This window comes from Streptomyces dysideae (assembly GCF_001514305.1).
Lineage (GTDB): Bacteria > Actinomycetota > Actinomycetes > Streptomycetales > Streptomycetaceae > Streptomyces > Streptomyces dysideae.
The window spans coordinates 21,442-38,021 of record NZ_KQ949091.1 but is presented as its reverse complement, the minus strand read 5'-3'; the positions used below and the strand labels follow the sequence as shown (position 1 = coordinate 38,021).

The window sequence follows — 16,580 nt, the reverse complement described above, 5'->3', positions numbered from 1 at the left end:
CAAACGGCGCTCGGTCAAACGGCGGTCGGTGCGCGCAGCTTACTCACAGCGCCTTGAGGGCCTGTGTGGTGGCCCGGGCCAAGGCATCCAGGTACCCCTTGGGCAGCTTCCGGCTGCGGATCACCACCGAGCGCCAGTACAGGGGGCCCGAGATCATGTCGAGGGCCAGCTCGTCGTCGAAGCCCAGGCGCAGCTCGCCACGCTGCTCCGCCGCGACGATGATCTTGTTGGCGACGCCCTCCTGACCCTCCCGCAGGGCCTTCTGCAGGGCCTCGTCGATCTCGGGATTGCGGGCCGCCTCGGCCTGCAGGTCCGGGATGATCTGCGAGGCCACAGGGTGCCGCAGGGCGCGCGAGGTCACCTCGTACAGCAGCCGCAGGTCGCCCTCCAGGGAGCCGGTGTCCGGCGCGGGCAGGCCCTGCACGGCGATCGCCGAGACCAGGTCCAGGACGAGGTGCAGCTTGGAACGCCAGCGACGGTAGACGGCGGTCTTGCCGACGCCCGCGCGGCGCGCGATCCCCTCTATCGACATCCGTGCGTAGCCGACGGCCGCGAGCTCCTCGAAGACTGCCGCCCGGATGGCCTCCGTCACATCCTCGCGGAGTACGGCCGCCCCGGCGGGGGCCCGTCGGCGCGGACGCGTCTGGGGCTGGTCGGCGTTGGTCGTCATGCGGACCAGCATAGGGCGTTACGACGATACGGTCCCGTCCCCACGCAAAACGTGACGACGGGACGGTTGCGCCCTGACGCCGGGGCCGCGCTGAGGGCACATCGGGGGCGTCACGACGAGACGGTGCCGCCCGCCGTCCCGTCCGCCCCAAAACCCGCCAACGTCACGACGATACGGTTGCGTTCCGACGCCTGATCGGCCTACGCTCACGTTGCGACGATACGGTCCCGTCCCGACGTAAGAGAACGCGAAGAGAACAGCAAGGAAACGCCGGACCGCGGACGACCCGACAGCCGAACGCACGCACGCACCCCCTCCCCGACGAAAGCAGCGGATGTGAGCCAGGTCCTCCACACACCGCCCCCGACGACCTCCGCCCCGGCCAAGACCGGGACCGGGACCGACCTCAGGGCGCTCGCCGCCCGGCACGGTCTCTCGGTCAGCGGCGCCCGCCCCTCCCTGCCCGAGTACGTCCGACAGCTGTGGGCGCGCCGGCACTTCATCACCGCCTTCGCCACCGCCAAGCTCACCGCCCAGTACAGCCAGGCGAAGCTGGGCCAGCTCTGGCAGGTCATGAACCCGTTGCTGAACGCGGCGGTGTACTACTTCATCTTCGGCGTGCTGCTCGGCACCAAGCACGGTGTGCCGGACTACGTACCGTTCCTGGTGACGGGCGTGTTCGTCTGGACGTTCACGCAGAGCTCGATCATGGCGGGCACCCGGGCGATCTCCGGCAACCTGGGCCTCGTGCGGGCCCTGCACTTCCCGCGGGCGGCGCTGCCGATCTCGTTCGCGCTGCAGCAGCTCCAGCAGCTGCTGTTCTCGATGGCCGCACTGGTGGTGATCCTGCTCTGCTTCGGCGTGCCGGTCGCCGCGTCCTGGCTACTTGCGGTCCCGGTCCTGGTGCTGCAGTTCACCTTCAACGCCGGCGTCGCGATGATCATGGCCCGGATGGGCGCGAGGACGCCGGACATCGCGCAGTTGATGCCGTTCGTGCTACGTACCTGGATGTATGTCTCGGGCGTGATGTGGAGCCTCGACAGGGTGCTCGCCGACCACCGTGACCTGCCGTCCTGGGTGGGTCCGGTACTGCAGGCGAACCCAGCCGCCGTCTACATCGACCTGATGCGTTTCGCGCTGATCGACAGCTTCCACGCGAACCAGCTGCCGACCCATGTGTGGCTGATCGCCACGGGCTGGGCACTGCTCGCCGGAGTCGGCGGCTTCATCTACTTCTGGAAGGCTGAGGAGACGTACGGCCGTGGCTGAGAACGACAAGAACGCCCAGAACACCCAGATCCCCACCGTCATCGCCGACACCGTCGACATCGTCTACCGCGTCAACGGCACCGGAGGCGGCCGCGGCTCCGCGACCGCCGCCCTCAACCGCATCCTGCGCCGCAAGCAGGCCGAGCAGGCGGCGGGCGTGCGCAAGGTGCACGCCGTCAAGAAGGTCTCCTTCGTGGCGTACCGGGGCGAGGCCATCGGCCTCATCGGCACCAACGGCTCCGGAAAGTCCACGCTGCTCAAGGCGGTCGCCGGCCTCCTCCCGGTGGAGAACGGCCGTATCTACACGGACGGCCAGCCCTCCCTCCTCGGCGTCAACGCGGCCCTGATGAACGACCTCACCGGCGAACGCAACGTCCACCTCGGCGGCCTCGCGATGGGCATGTCCCGTGAGCAGGTCAGGGAGCGCTACCAGGAGATCGTCGACTTCTCCGGCATCAACGAGAAGGGCGACTTCATCACCCTCCCGATGCGCACGTACTCCTCCGGCATGGCGGCCCGGCTGCGTTTCTCCATCGCCGCCGCCAAGGACCACGACGTCCTGCTCATCGACGAGGCGCTGGCGACGGGCGACCGTTCCTTCCAGAAGCGTTCCGAGGCCCGTATCCGCGAGCTGCGCAAGCACGCGGGCACGGTGTTCCTGGTCAGCCACAACAACAAGTCGATCCGCGACACCTGCGACCGCGTGCTGTGGCTGGAGCGCGGCGAGCTGCGCATGGACGGCCCGACGGACGAGGTCCTCAAGGAATACGAGGCCTTCACCGGCGACAAGGCCCCCAAGCCGAAGCCCAAGCCCAAGCCGGCCGCGAAAGCCCCCACCCCCACCCCCAGGCCACCCAATCAGCCACAAACAGAACCAAATGACACAAAGGTGCCTCTTCCCTCCTGAGGCTTCCCTCCTGAGGCTTCCCTCGAGAGGCGTAACCACGGTTAACCCGTTCATCCCTTTAATGCAACTATGACCGAGGGGCGGAGTCATGACCGGCCGAGGTGAAGGAGTCCACCGCGATGCCCGAGCTCAGCGTCATCGTCCACGGGCCGAACACCCAGGACCACCTGACCGGACTCCTCGCCTCCCTGGCCGCCCACCCGCACCCCGACGTCGAGGTGATCGTGGCCGCGGTGGGCGCCTGGGCGCAGGAGACGGCGCAGGCGTACGCCCCCGACCTGCTGGTTCTCCCGCTGCCGGACGGAACGGCCGACTCGGCGGCCCGTTCGGCGGGGGCGGCGCGGGCCTCCGGCCGCTGGCTGCACTTCGTCCACGCCAAGGACGGCCTGCCCCCGGGCTGCCCGCGCACGATCGCCGAGCGCACCGCTGAGCTTCCGGACACGGCCGACGTGCTCCTGTTCGACCATGTCCGCTCCACCTGGCAGACGTCCGGGCTGCCCTCCGGCGACGGCCGCAGGCTCGCCCGCGCGGGCCGCGCCGCCCACCCCCTCGACGACATCGCCCCGACCTCCCTGCGGGTCACCCCGATCCTGGGCAACCGGGCGATGCGCGCCGCCTTCTGGAGGGAGCACGAGCGGCAACTCACCTCACCCGACGAAGCGTTCACGGCGTACGCCGCCCTCCTCATGACCGACCAGACGGCGGCCATGAACCAAGTGGCTTACGAATCCCGGCAGTTGCGCCCCGAGAGCCTCCCGCCGATCGCCCCCGATGAGCGCCACGCCCTCATCGACCGCTACGAGAAGCTCCTGCTCCTGGCGGAGAACCGCGCCCACACCGTCCTCTACGACGTGATGGTCCGCGACTGCCTGCGCACCTTCGTCCGGACGCCGATGCCGGACCCGGTGGCCAGGGAGTTCTTCCGCCGAGCGGCCGAGGCGGCCGTACGCCACCGCCCACCCGAGCACCGGAACCCCACGGGCCTCGAAGGCATCCGCCGCACGCTCCTCGAACAGAACGCGTACACCAGATACCGCGCGGTCCAGACCGCCAACCGCACCCGCCGGGCCGCGAAGTCGGCGGCCCGCACCCACAAGCACCAGCTGACGGCCAGGCTCCTCGACCACCACTACCGCAGGGCACTCACTTGCCCGGTCGACCCCAACCTGGCCGTCTTCGCGGCCTACTGGAACCGCGGAGTCGCCTGCAACCCGGCCGCGATCGCCGCCAAGCTCGCCGAACTGGCCCCGCAGATCCACCAGGTGTGGGTCGTGACGCCGGAGAACGCGCCTCTGCTCCCACCCGGCACAGACCACGTCCTCCCCGGCACCCGCCGCTACTGGGAGACGCTGGCCACGGCGAAGTACCTGGTCAACAACGTCAACTACCCCAACGCCGTCGTCAAACGCCCGGACGCGATCCACCTCCAGACCCACCACGGCACCCCGCTCAAGCGGATGGGCGTGGACCAGATGGAGTACCCGGCGGCTGCCAAGGGCCTGGACTTCGAAGCCTTGCTCTCCCGCATCGACAAGTGGGACTACAGCGTCTCCGCGAACAGCCACACCACCCGCATGTGGGAGCGGGCATACCCCTCCCGCTTCACCTCTCTCGACCACGGCTACCCGCGCAACGACGTCTTCCACGCGGCCACCGCGGCCGACATCCGCGCGATCCGCGACCGCCTCGGCATCCCCCCGACCAGCAGGGCCGTCCTCTACGCCCCCACCCACCGCGACTACGAAGCCGGCTGGACCCCCCGCCTCGACCTCGCCACCCTCGCCGAACAACTCGGCGAGGAAACGGTCCTCCTGGTCCGCGGCCACTACTTCTACGACGCCGCCCCATCCCCGCTGACCGCCCTGCGCCGCACGGGCCGGATCATCGACGTCTCCTCCTACGACCCCGTCGAGGACCTCGCGCTGGCCGCGGACGCGCTGGTCACGGACTACTCGTCCATCATGTTCGACTACGCCAACCTCGACCGCCCGATCGTCATCTACGCCGACGACTGGGAGACATACCGCACCACCCGCGGCGTCTACTTCGACCTCATGGCCGAGCCGCCGGGCCAGGTCGCCCGCACCCAGCAGGAACTGACGGAACTCCTCACCACGGAGGCGTGGCGCGACGAGGCGGCGGCGAAGGCGCGGGCGGCGTTCCGGCGCCGCTTCTGCGAGTACGACGACGGCCGCGCCGCCGAACGCGTCGTACGCCGGGTGTTCCTGGGCGAGAGCGAGGAGACGCTGCCCCCGGTACTCCCGCTGGAGGCGCGCACGCCGGCCCCGAGCCCCGAGGAGGCGGTATGACCCCCGACGTCACCGTCACGGTCATCGTCTACAACGACGCCGAACGCCTCCCGAGAGCGGTGGCATCGCTGCTCCGCCAGACGCACACCAACATCGAGATCATCATCAGCGACGACCACTCGACGGACGAAACCCCGCAAATGGCAAGGGATCTGGCGGCGCAGGACCCGCGTATCCGCCACCTCCGCCTGCCCCGCAACAGCGGCGGCTGCAGTGCCCCGCGCAACCGCGCGCTGGAGATCGCGCGGGCGCCGTACCTGATGTTCCTGGACAGCGACGACGAACTCCCCGACAACGCCGTCGAGCTGCTGCTGGCCGCACACCGCGAACGCGAGATCGACTTCGCGATGGGCGCGGTGCAGCGGGTACGGGAGGACAGTGGCCGCCGTACGACGTGGATGCCGCACCTGGTCGCCGAGCGCCGCACGGTCACCGGCATCGAGTCGGAACCGCGCCTGCTCTTCGAACACCTGTCGACCAGCAAGATGTACGCCCGCGCGTTCCTGGACCGCCACGACCTGCGCTTCCCCGAGGGCATCCACTACGAGGACCAGCTGTTCTCGGCGCAGGCGTACTGCCTGGCCAAGGAGTTCACGATCATCCCGGAGCCGGTGTACCGCTGGCACATCGCCCCGTACGCGGCCACGCACACGGCGTCGATCTCCAACCAACGCCACAATCTCACCAACGTCCGCGACCGAGTCCACGTCCAGCACCTGATCGACGACTTCCTCGCCGAGAGCGGACACGGGGCACTGCGCGAGGACAAGGACTACAAGTTCCTCAAGCACGACTTCCGGATGTACGCCGGCGACCTGCCATACCGGGCCGACGACTGGCTGAACGCCTTCGCCGACCTGATGACCCCCTACCTGTCGACGCTGACCCCCGCGGCATACACCCGCCTCCCCCGCACGGAACGCGTGGTCCTCCAGCTGGTCCGCGACCGCCGCTTCCCGGAGGCCCGGCTGGCGGCGCGCGGCCTGGGCCGCGGAGTGGCGCCGCGGCATCTGACAACAGACGCGGAGGGACGCCCGTACTGGGGCGACACCCTCCCGGCAACGGACGAGGCCCGCCGCGAACTCGACATCACCGACCTGGACCTGGACACCCGCCCCTTCCCGCACGCCCTGTTCCGCCACGAGATCACGGACATGACGCGCGGCCCGGGCGCCTCCCTCGACCTCACGATCCGCACCTACGACCCCGGCCTCCGCCTCGCCGTAGGCCCCCAGCGCGCAAGCCTCCTGATCGCACCCGGCCGACGCCGTCTGACGGCCCCGTTCCGACTCTCCCCCGTCCGCCCCGGCATCTTCGAGGGCCAGGTCCACCTGGACCTCACATCGGCGTCCCTCCCCTTCCAGGGCTTCACGGGCGTGCGCCACCCACTACTCCGCATCGCCCAACAGGGCCTCACCCACACGGGCCTACTCCTGGCCCCCCTGACGTTCCCGCCCCTGACCACCCGAGTCGACCACCCCCCACACCAGCTGACCATCGAACCGGAGGGCAGAGGTCCGGGCCGCCTCCAGGTCCGGTGGCAGCCGGTGGGCGCGACGGCGAGGCTGGTACGCCCGGTGGTACGCCGGCTCGCACGACCGAGGGTAAGAAGAGCGGCACGGCTGGTGAGGAGCGCGCTGCGATAGATCTCCCAGCCCGCCCGGCACCTCTCAAGCGCCGGTGCGCAGCATTCAGCCCGTCCGGCGTTTGAGGACAAGGCACTTTCAGGGCCGGAGCGGGGTCTGGGGCGGGCAGCCCCAGCGGGGTGCAGGGGCGGAGCCCCTGGTGATGGGACGGGTAGGGGCGGCGGGGGCGACTCCATCCATCAGCGGCTCCGCCACGGCCCCTTACCGCACCACCGCGTACAGCACCTGCCCACCCGGCCCCCGAGCCACCACCCGCAACCCCCCACCACCGACCAGCCCCCCACCTCGATCCACCACCCACCGCACCCCATACGCCCGCACAATCCCCCGCCGCACACTCCCCGCCGTCCCCACCGCGAAGTACCGCCGCACCGCCGCCACCCGCCGCCCCTCGTCCGGCAGGAAGAAGTCGGGATACCCAGGCGCAACCGTGTACGCCCCGTACGCCGGAATCTGCCGCGCCGGCAAGGTACGCGTCATAACCACGTCCCCATACCGCACCCACGGCGTGATCCAGTGGTAGCCCACCCAGGGCGCCCGGTACTTCGCCGCGACCACCCCCGGCAACACACCCCGCCCGACGACGTACCCCAGCGTCCCGGCCTGCGTCCACGCCCCCAGGACCAGCGCCCCGCCGACCACCCACGCCCACGCCACCCGCGAACCCCGCGAACCCCGAACCTCGACCATCGCCAGCGCCGCAGCAAGCTGCGCCGGAATCAGCGCGGCAGGCAGCACACGCCCCCACGAGTAGTGCCCGCTCACCCCACCCACCGCGAACACCACCACCCCCAACAGGAACAGGATCACCAGCGGATCCCGCCGATCCCACCGCCACCGCAACACCAGAGCAACCACCCCCACCAGCACCAGCCAGTACCGCGCCGCCAGATCCCGGTACAGCCCTCGGTGCACCGACTCCAGCTCCGCCCCCGCCCCGAACAGCGCGAAGAAGTCGTAGTACGGCCACACCCACAACACCACCAGCCCCACCACCACCCCACCCCCCAGCCGCACCCACACCACCCGCCCAGCCCGCCACTGAGCCAGAGCCACCACCGTCGCAAACGCCCCCAACGAGGCCACAACCCCCGTGAACTGGTGACACAGCAGAATCACCGCCCACAGCGCCCCGAGCCCCAGCCACACCCCCCACCCGGCCTCCCGTCCACGCACCGCCCCCGCCAGCCAGGCCCAGAAGTGAAAGGCCAGCCCGAGCGCGAACACGCTCGGATACGACACCGTCAACGCGAGCGAGTTGAGCCCGAGAAAGCCACTCCACGAGAACTGCGCCGTCCCCCACAGGAGCACCAGGCTCAACACCGCCAGCGCAGGCGCGGCCCGATGCCCGCTGAGCGTCCGGACGTACCGCCACACGCCCGTCACCAGCACCCCCAGCCCGGCCAGCGCACCGATCCGCAGCACGACGAAGACCGAGGATCCCGTCACCCGGGCGAGGCAGCCGAGCAGCAGCATCCACGGCGAGTAGTACGGACTCGGCGTGTCCGCGTCGACGAGCGGATTCCCGGGGTTCGTGAGGCTGTGCCGCAGCCGTTCGATCGTCGCCGCGTGCATGCCGAGGTCACCGGCCCAGGGGAGCCGGACGATCACGAGAAGCAGCAGTACGACAACCAGCGCACCGGCCGCCCCCGGCGCGGCCCTAAGCGCGACGCGCATCACGCTGGAAGAGGTTCACAGTCACGTCATAAGCCTTAGCCGCTGACGGTGAACCCTCCACTCGATTCCCTCTAACGCACGACAAGGGCGCCCCGGGCCGAAACGGCCCGGGGCGCCCTTGATCTCAGTGCACGTTCGCTACGAATGCGTCCGCAGCAGCGTCCGCATGGTCCGCATGGCCACCGACAGGTTCGCGAGGTCGAACGTCTCCGAGCCCTGGATCTCCTCCAGCGTCGTCCGCGCCCTGCCCAGGATCGCCCCGTTCTTCTCCTCCCACGCCTTGTAGCGCTGCTCGGGCGTCGAGGTGCCGTTGCCGGCGGCCAGGACGTCCGCGGTCAGCGCCGAGTGGGCGGCGTAGAGGTCCTCGCGGATCGAGGCGCGGGCCATGGACTGCCAGCGGTCGGCGCGGGGCAGCTCGATAATGCGGTCCATGAGCTGGGTGATGCGCAGCCGGTCGGCGAGGTCGTAGTAGACCTCGGCGACGTCCAGCGGCTCCCGGCCCATACGGTCGGCCACCGAGACGATGTCGAGCGTCGGGAAGGCGGCCGAGAACCCGGCCACGCGGGTGGCGACCTCGTCCGGGACGCCGGCACCGGTCAGTTCGTCGTAGATCTGCTGGTACCACTCCAGGTCCGCGCCGCGCAGCAGCTTCGGCAGCTGCTGCCACACCCGTTCGACCCGCTCGCCGAAGAAGGCGACGGTGTCGGCGAGCTGCAGCGGCTGCGGCCGGTTGTTGAGCAGCCAGCGCGTGCCGCGCTCGACGAGGCGTCGCGAGTGCAGCCGGATCCGGGTCTGTACGGCGGCCTCGACCCGGTTGTCGAGCGCCTCGACGCCGTCCCACACGGCCGCGGAGTGGAAGATCGCGCGGGCCGCGGTCTGGGCGCGGACGATCTCCTCCAGGGAGGCGCCGGTCTCCTCGCGCAGGCGGTGCAGGAAGCTCGTACCGCCCGTGTTGACCGTGTCGTTGACCAGGACGGTCGTCACGATCTCGCGGTGCAGCGGGTGGCTGTCGATGTGCTCGGGGAACTGCTCGCGCAGCTCGGTCGGGAAGTACGCGAGCAGCAGGCCACGCAGGTAGGGGTCGTCCGGCAGCGAGGTGTGCAGCAGCTCCTCGGCGACCGTGATCTTCGTGTACGCCAGGAGGACGGCCGTCTCCGGACCGGTCAGGCCCTGCCCGGCGCCGAGCCGCTCGCGGATCTGACGGTCGGTGGGCAGGAACTCCAGGGCCCGGTTCAGATGGCCCTCGCGCACCAGGTGCTTCATGAAGCGCTGCTGGGCGTGGAGCATGTCCTTGGACTGGGAGAGGGCGTTGGCGATCGCGGTGTTCTGCGCGTAGTTGTTGCGCAGAACGAGTCGGCCGACCTCGTCGGTCATCTCGGCGAGCAGCTTGTTGCGCTGCTTGACCGTCATGTCACCGTCCGTGACCAGGCCGTTGAGCAGGATCTTGATGTTCACCTCGTGGTCGGAGGTGTCCACGCCCGCGCTGTTGTCGATGGCGTCGCTGTTGATCTTGCCGCCGTGCAGCGAGAACTCGATCCGGCCCAGCTGGGTCAGGCCCAGGTTGCCGCCCTCGCCGACGACCTTGACACGCAGGTCGGCGCCGTCGACGCGGATGGCGTCGTTGGCCTTGTCACCGACGTCGCCGTGCGACTCGGCCGCGCCCTTCACATACGTACCGATGCCGCCGTTCCACAGCAGGTCCACCGGCGCCTTGAGGATGGCCTTCATCAGCTCGGCCGGGGTGATCTTGGAGACCTTGCCCTCGATGCCCAGTGCCTCGCGGATGTGCGCGTTGACCGGGATCGCCTTGGCGGTACGCGGGAACACGCCGCCGCCGGAGGAGATCAGGTCGGTGTTGTAGTCGGCCCAGCTGGAGCGGGGCAGTTCGAAGACACGGCGGCGCTCGGCGTACGAGGTGGCCGCGTCCGGGTGGGGGTCGATGAAGATGTGCCGGTGGTCGAAGGCGGCGACCAGGCGGATGTGCTCGCTGAGCAGCATGCCGTTGCCGAACACGTCACCGGACATGTCGCCGATGCCGACGACCGTGAAGTCCTCGGACTGCGTGTCCACGCCCAGCTCGCGGAAGTGCCGCTTGACGGACTCCCAGGCGCCGCGGGCGGTGATGCCCATGCCCTTGTGGTCGTAACCGGCGGAGCCGCCCGACGCGAAGGCGTCGCCGAGCCAGAAGTTGTACTGGTTCGCGACCTCGTTGGCGATGTCGGAGAAGGTCGCGGTGCCCTTGTCGGCCGCGACGACCAGGTACGTGTCGTCCTCGTCGTGCCGGACGACGTCCGCGGGCGGCACGACCTCGCCGGCCACCATGTTGTCGGTGATGTCGAGCAGCGCCGAGATGAACGTCTTGTAGCTGGCGATGCCCTCGGCCAGCCACGCGTCCCGGTCCACGCTCGGGTCCGGCAGCTGCTTGGCGACGAAGCCGCCCTTGGCGCCGACCGGCACGATGACGGTGTTCTTCACCATCTGCGCCTTGACCAGGCCGAGGATCTCCGTACGGAAGTCCTCGCGGCGGTCGGACCAGCGCAGGCCGCCTCGCGCGACCTTGCCGAACCTGAGGTGCACGCCCTCGACGCGCGGCGAGTACACCCAGATCTCGTACGCCGGACGCGGCGCCGGCAGATCCGGGATCGCCTGCGGGTCGAACTTCATGGAGACGTAGTCGTGCGACTGTCCGCCGCCCGCCTCCTGGAAGAAGTTCGTACGGAGGGTCGCCTTGATGACGGTCAGGAAGGACCGCAGGATCCGGTCCTCGTCGAGGGACGCCACCTGGTCGAGGGCCGCGTCGAGCTCCTCCAGCAGCGCGTCCACGATCTCGTGCCCGGCGCGCTGCCGGTCCGGCGACATCCGCGCCTCGAACAGGGAGACGAGCAGCCGGGTGGTGTGCACGTTGTTGCGGAGGGTGTCCTCCATGTAGTCCTGGCTGAAGGTGGAACCGGCCTGGCGCAGGTACTTGGCGTACGCCCGCAGCACCATCGCCTGCCGCCAACCCAGACCGGCGCTCAGCACGAGGGCGTTGAAGCCGTCGTTCTCCGCCTTGCCGGTCCAGGTGGCGGAGAAGGCCTCCTGGAACCGCTCGCGGCCGTCGTCACCGTGGTAGTCGCCGCTGCCGCTCTTCGGCTGGGGCATGCGCAGGCCGAAGTCGTAGATCCAGGCGACGCTCCGGTCCGAGCAGCGCAGTTCGTACGGCCGCTCGTCGACGACCTCGACACCGAGCCGGTTGAGGACCGGCAGGACGGCGGAGAGGGAGATGGCGGCGCCTGTGCGGTAGATCTTGAACCGGCGCTCCTCGGGTGCGGCGCCGACCGGTTCGTACAGGCTCAGCGCGAAGTTCTTCTCTCCGGTGAGCTGTTCGAGATGCACCAGGTCGGCGACCGCGGCGCGCGGGGTGTGGTCGGCCTTGTAGCCCTCAGGGAAGGCGTTGGAATAGCGGCGCAGCAGCTCGGCGGCGCGTTCCTCGCCGAGCTCGGCGTTCATCGCCTCGGCGAACCCGTCGGCCCAGGACCGCGCGGCCGCGACGAGCCGCGCCTCGATGCGCTCCTTGTCGCTGTCGCTGAGCTGCGGCAGCTCGGTGCCCTGCGGAACCCGGATGACGAAGTGCAGCCGGGACAGGATCGACTCGGTGTTCCAGGCGGTGAAGTCGACGCTGGTGCCGCCGAGTTCCTCTTTCAGGATGTCGATGATCCTCAGGCGTACGCCGGTGGTGTAGCGGTCGCGCGGGAGGTAGACGAGTGCGGAGTAGTAGCGGCCGTACTCGTCCTGGCGCAGGTACAGCCGCAGCCGGCGGCGTTCCTGCAGGTAGAGGACGGACGTGGCGATCGCCTGAAGCTCGTCGACGGGGGTCTGGAAGAGCTCGTCGCGCGGGTAGGTTTCGAGGATCTGCAGCAGGTCGCGCCCGTCATGGCTGTTGGGCGAGAACCCGGCGCCGCTCAGCACCTCGTCGACCTTGCGGCGGATGACGGGCACGCGGCGCACGGACTCGGTGTAGGCGGCGGAGGAGAACAGCCCGAGGAACCGGCGCTCGCCGACGACCTCGCCGTTCTCGTCGAACTTCTTCACGCCCACGTAGTCGAGGTATGACGGCCGGTGCACGGTCGCGCGGCTGTTGGCCTTGGTGAGGATGAGCAGCTTGTGCTCGCGGGCCTTGGCACGGGCGTCGGCGGGCAGCCGCTCGAAGGAGGGGCTGACGGGGTGGCTGTCCTCACTGGCATGGTGCGGATCGGAGCGCAGGATGCCGAGCCCGGTGCCGGGAACGGCGGCCAGCGAGTCGTCGTCCCGCAGCTGGTACTCGCGGTAGCCGAGGAAGGTGAAGTGATCGGCGGCCAGCCAGCGCAGCAGTTCGCGGGCCTCTTCGATCTCGTTGGTGGGCAGGTCGGACGCGGTCGGCTCGGTGGGCAGCTCGTCGGCCATGCGCAGCGCCGCGTCCCGCATCTTCTCCCAGTCCTCGACGGCCTCACGGGCGTCGGACAGGACGCGCAGCAGGTCGCCGGTGATCTGCTTCAGGTCGGAGCGGTCGGTCTCCCGGTCGATCTCGACGTGGATCCAGGACTCGATGTGCGTGTCGTGCGGCAGCTCACCGGCGGGCGGCGCGGGGAGCACCTCGATGAGCTTGCCGGTGACGTCGCGCCGGACGACGACCTGGGGGTGGATGACGACGTGAATGCCGCGCCCCTGCCGCGTCAGCTCGTTCGTCACGGAGTCGACGAGGAAGGGCATGTCGTCGGTGACGACTTCGACGACGGAGTGGCTGCAGGTCCACCCGTTCTCTTCCACGGTGGGCGTGTGGACCCGGACGTTGGCAGTGCCCTGGGGGCGGGTTTCGGCCAACCGGTAGTGCGAGAAGGCGGCTCCGAGGATGTCGTCCGGTTCCCGGCCGTTGAGGTCCTCGGGGGCGGTGTGCAGGTAGTAGCGCTGGAGGAACGAGAGCACTGCGTCCCGGTCCGGGGTGCCGTGTTCCGTCGTCCCAGTCGGTAGGTTCCCCCCGACCGGGCTGTTCTCAGCTACCCGGGCGGCCCTCTCGAGCAGCTCGGCCTTGGCTTCGTCCAGCTTGGTCTGCATTGTCCTCTGGCTCCTGTCGCGCGCCGTTGCGTGACGTAGAAGGAAGTACGGTCTCTTTCCCTCCGGCGTAACGCCGCGACGCGGGGTGTCCGGTCTGCTTCGACGCTATGCCGGGAGGTGAGATGAGCGGGGATATCTGAGCCAATCTTGAGGCGCCCCGGGGGTGTGACGCTGCTCTCTGCGTCACATACGCCAGAGGGCCGCTCGGCATCCTCGGGGCCCATCCGGCCCCGTCCCGCCCGCGAAGACCAGCGACCGCCGCCCGGCCACGGATGTATTCCGTGGTCCCCGGACGCGGAGCAGGGGCACCGATGCCCCCGCGAGCTATCGCGCTGATCACGCCACAAGGCTATCGCTCCTCAGCGGGTGCCCGTCATGAGCCGTATGTGTACAAAACCAGGGGTGGAACTTTGACGTTCTGCACAGGGGCGAAGAGGGCGAGGTGGGCGTAACGGGCGGGGGTGGGACAGTCCGCACAGTCGGCCAAAGGTGTGTCCTCGGCGCGGGGCCCCTTGGCAAGTCCTCCCATAAGAGGCACGTTGCCGACATGACAGCGAAAATCCTGATCGTCACCGGAGACGCTGCGGAGTCACTGGAGGTCCTGTACCCCTACCAGCGCCTCCGCGAGGAGGGCTACGACGTCCACATCGCGGCCCCCACCCGCAAGAAGCTCCAGTTCGTCGTCCACGACTTCGAACCCGGCTTCGACACCTACACCGAGAAACCCGGCTACACCTGGCCCGCCGACCTCGCCTTCGCCGAGGTCGACCCCGGTCAGTACGCCGCCCTCGTCATCCCCGGCGGCCGGGCCCCCGAGTACCTCCGCAACGACCCCGAGCTCCGCAAGATCCTCAAGTCGTTCTTCGACGCGGACAAGCCGGTCGCCCAGATCTGCCACGGCCCCCTGCTCACCGCGGCGATCGACGGTCTCCGCGGCCGCCGCGTCACGGCGTACCCCGCCCTCGAACTGGACATGCAGGCCGCCGGCGCCACCTTCCAGGACGCCGAGGCGGTGGTCGACGGCACCCTCGTCTCGTCCCGCGCCTGGCCGGACCACTCCCGCTGGATGCGCGAGTTCCTGACGGTCCTGCGTGCGAAGGCACCGGTGACCTGACCTCGTCCCCCAGGGCGCGGCGCGCACCGGACGCCGCGCCCCCGTCACGGGATCACCCCGTCACGCCGCCGCGAGCCGCTCCGCCTCCGCGACCGCCTCCCCCAAGGTGTCCACCACCGGCACGCCTATCTCCTCGAGGCTGGCCCGGCTGTGCGAACCGCCGGTGTACAGGACCGCCCGCGCCCCCACATGCCGCGCCGCCACGGCGTCGTCGGCGGCGTCCCCGATCACCACCGTACGAGCGGGGTCCACCCTGCCCAGTGCCCCGAGGTGCCGCACCATGTGTTCGGCCTTGCTGCCGCCCGACGGCCCGGTCCGCCCGTCGACCCGTATGAAGTGCGCCTCGATCCCGAACCCCCGCACCAGCGGCACCAGTTCGTCATGCACGTACATGCTGAGGAGCGACTGGCTGCGCCCTGCCGACCGCCACTCCACGAGCAGCTCCGAGACACCCTCGGTGAGCCCGCACCGCACCCGGTGCTCGGCGTAGTACCGGTGGAAGGTCTCGTCCATGACCTCCCACTCGGCCTCGGTCGGCAGCCGCCCCATCAACCGCTCGTAGAACTTCGGCACCGGCACGCAGTACAGCGCCCGATACTGCTCCATCGTGAGCGGGTCCAGCCCCAGCTCGGCGAACGCCGCGTTCGTCGCCCCGATGATCGCGTCATTGTCGTGGAACAGCGTGCCGTTCCAGTCCCAGACAATGTGCGCACCTGTCTGCTTCCCCATGCCAAAAACCTACCCGCCCCCACTGACAATCAAGAGAACCACAGGTCAGAGGCGATACTGGCGCTCGGGGACAACCTCAGGCGCACCAGGAGCGCTCCACTCAGCCCCCGAGCCCCACCAGATTCGGGATCTCCTGGGTCGCGTACCAGAGCAGCTCGTGGTCCTCGGCGCCGTCCACCACGAACTGCGCGTCGTCGTCCCCGGCGTCCGCCGCCGCCAACGCCTCGGCCGCGGCGGCGACGTCCGCCTCCGCGTCCCCGGCGTCGACATGCACCGACGCCGCCTCGGCCAGCACCACACCGTCGGCGATCCGCACCTCGCCCAGGGCCGCCGGGTCGAGCCCCCGGTCGGGATCGGCGGCCGCCGCCTTGTCGGGTACGTCGACGGCGACCACGACGCGCCGCCGCGCCGCGGCCGGATCCGCCGCCAGCTGCCGCAGCGAGGCCAGCGCGGCCCGGTTCAGCGCCGCGTACTCCAGCTCCTCGATGTCGTCGGAGACGTACCACTCGCGCAACGCGGGCGTGACGGCGTAGGCGACGAGCGGCCCCGCCCCCAGCTCGCCCGTCTTGTACGCCTCGGCGAGACCGGGGAGCGTCAGGGGGACGTAGACGCGCATGGCTGACCGCTTTCGTACTCGGGGGACTCCGCAAAGGACCCCGCGGAGGGCGTTCCCGCGCCTCCCGGAGGTCCTTCAGGATACGTGCGGGCGTCCCCTTTCGGGTCCCCGCCCACACCCTCGGAGGCGTCAGCACCGAGCCCCGGAAGTCACCCGCCATGCCCCCGTCGGCACTGGCTTCCGGTCCCCTCCGTCACCCGGATAAGTGAACATTCCGGCTGCCCCGCTCCGGGGTCCCGCCGGCTTGCCGTCACCCGTCACGCCCCGTACAAGATCCTCAACCACAAGTTACTGCCCGGTATCACTCGGGCCCACGGAGCGGGGACATCAATGAACAAGGTCATGACCAGGGCAGGCCGGAACTACCCGGGCACCCGCCCGCCGTCCCGCCACGACACACGCCGCCCCGGCGGCACCCCACCCCGCGCCCCGGGCAACGACACCACCCGCACGACCTCCCCCGACAGCCGCCCACCGAGCTCTCCGAACGTCTCCGGCCCCCGCACCCGCCCGACGGACACCCGCCCGCCGACGGCGTCCACCACCCGAACCACCAGCCCCCGCTCCTCAGCA

At 70.0% G+C, this 16,580-nt stretch carries 11 protein-coding genes; 5 read left to right on the top strand and 6 right to left on the bottom strand.

Features of this window, described 5'->3' with window-relative positions; genetic code table 11:
* Positions 1-43: 43 nt before the first annotated feature.
* Positions 44-682 carry a TetR/AcrR family transcriptional regulator gene (locus AQJ91_RS24985; protein WP_199848018.1) on the bottom strand — a complete coding sequence of 213 codons (639 nt, stop codon included), beginning with the start codon at positions 680-682 and terminating at the stop codon, positions 44-46.
* Positions 683-1,006: 324 nt separating this feature from the next.
* Here AQJ91_RS24985 and AQJ91_RS24980 point away from each other — a divergent pair, with 324 nt between their 5' ends.
* The 4 genes from AQJ91_RS24980 to AQJ91_RS24965 all read left to right on the top strand — a co-directional run bounded on the left by AQJ91_RS24980 (position 1,007) and on the right by AQJ91_RS24965 (position 6,801).
* Entirely contained in the window at positions 1,007-1,939 is a 933-nt protein-coding gene (locus tag AQJ91_RS24980; protein WP_067025933.1) for an ABC transporter permease, read from the top strand.
* Positions 1,932-2,846 (top strand): ABC transporter ATP-binding protein, encoded by a 915-nt coding sequence (locus tag AQJ91_RS24975; protein ID WP_067025931.1) that lies wholly within the window; start codon positions 1,932-1,934, stop codon positions 2,844-2,846. Before AQJ91_RS24980 ends, AQJ91_RS24975 begins: the two co-directional genes overlap by 8 nt.
* Before the next feature lie 119 nt (positions 2,847-2,965).
* Positions 2,966-5,155, top strand: a complete 2,190-nt coding sequence (locus AQJ91_RS24970) for a CDP-glycerol glycerophosphotransferase family protein (RefSeq protein ID WP_067026179.1) — start codon at positions 2,966-2,968, stop codon at positions 5,153-5,155.
* A complete protein-coding gene (locus AQJ91_RS24965) occupies positions 5,152-6,801 on the top strand; it encodes a glycosyltransferase family 2 protein (RefSeq protein WP_067025928.1) in 1,650 nt (549 codons plus the stop codon). The genes AQJ91_RS24970 and AQJ91_RS24965 overlap by 4 nt, the downstream gene beginning before the upstream one ends.
* A 201-nt stretch (positions 6,802-7,002) precedes the next feature.
* On the opposite strand, the gene AQJ91_RS24960 is transcribed toward AQJ91_RS24965, so the two are convergent.
* Positions 7,003-8,478 (bottom strand): hypothetical protein, encoded by a 1,476-nt coding sequence (locus AQJ91_RS24960; protein ID WP_067025926.1) that lies wholly within the window; start codon positions 8,476-8,478, stop codon positions 7,003-7,005.
* 138 nt (positions 8,479-8,616) lie between these two features.
* The gene (locus tag AQJ91_RS24955) at positions 8,617-13,548 is read right to left on the bottom strand and encodes an NAD-glutamate dehydrogenase (protein ID WP_067025924.1); all 4,932 of its coding nucleotides are present in this window, start codon (positions 13,546-13,548) and stop codon (positions 8,617-8,619) included.
* Positions 13,549-14,095: 547 nt separating this feature from the next.
* Here AQJ91_RS24955 and AQJ91_RS24950 point away from each other — a divergent pair.
* Positions 14,096-14,662 carry a DJ-1/PfpI family protein gene (locus AQJ91_RS24950; RefSeq protein ID WP_067025921.1) on the top strand — a complete coding sequence of 189 codons (567 nt, stop codon included), beginning with the start codon at positions 14,096-14,098 and terminating at the stop codon, positions 14,660-14,662.
* 60 nt (positions 14,663-14,722) lie between these two features.
* On the opposite strand, the gene AQJ91_RS24945 is transcribed toward AQJ91_RS24950, so the two are convergent.
* From AQJ91_RS24945 to AQJ91_RS53760, 3 genes are all read right to left on the bottom strand, one after another.
* Complete coding sequence (locus tag AQJ91_RS24945; RefSeq protein WP_067025919.1) at positions 14,723-15,391, bottom strand: HAD family hydrolase; 669 nt, start codon at positions 15,389-15,391, stop codon at positions 14,723-14,725.
* Positions 15,392-15,491: 100 nt separating this feature from the next.
* On the bottom strand, positions 15,492-16,007 hold the full coding sequence (locus tag AQJ91_RS24940; protein ID WP_067025917.1) for a DUF6912 family protein: 516 nt from the start codon (positions 16,005-16,007) through the stop codon (positions 15,492-15,494).
* A 362-nt stretch (positions 16,008-16,369) separates the two neighbouring features.
* The coding region (locus AQJ91_RS53760) for a hypothetical protein (protein WP_234382904.1) at positions 16,370-16,580 on the bottom strand (211 nt) is incomplete at its 5' end.

Excerpts from the sequence above, each read along its gene's own strand:
- AQJ91_RS24985 (WP_199848018.1), bottom strand. The coding sequence starts at position 682 with ATGCTGGTCCGCATGACGACCAACGCCGACCAGCCCCAGACGCGTCCG.
- AQJ91_RS24970 (WP_067026179.1), top strand. The coding sequence starts at position 2,966 with ATGCCCGAGCTCAGCGTCATCGTCCACGGGCCGAACACCCAGGACCAC.
- AQJ91_RS24965 (WP_067025928.1), top strand. The coding sequence starts at position 5,152 with ATGACCCCCGACGTCACCGTCACGGTCATCGTCTACAACGACGCCGAA.
- AQJ91_RS24960 (WP_067025926.1), bottom strand. The coding sequence starts at position 8,478 with ATGCGCGTCGCGCTTAGGGCCGCGCCGGGGGCGGCCGGTGCGCTGGTT.
- AQJ91_RS24955 (WP_067025924.1), bottom strand. The coding sequence starts at position 13,548 with ATGCAGACCAAGCTGGACGAAGCCAAGGCCGAGCTGCTCGAGAGGGCC.
- AQJ91_RS24950 (WP_067025921.1), top strand. The coding sequence starts at position 14,096 with ATGACAGCGAAAATCCTGATCGTCACCGGAGACGCTGCGGAGTCACTG.
- AQJ91_RS24945 (WP_067025919.1), bottom strand. The coding sequence starts at position 15,391 with ATGGGGAAGCAGACAGGTGCGCACATTGTCTGGGACTGGAACGGCACG.
- AQJ91_RS24940 (WP_067025917.1), bottom strand. The coding sequence starts at position 16,007 with ATGCGCGTCTACGTCCCCCTGACGCTCCCCGGTCTCGCCGAGGCGTAC.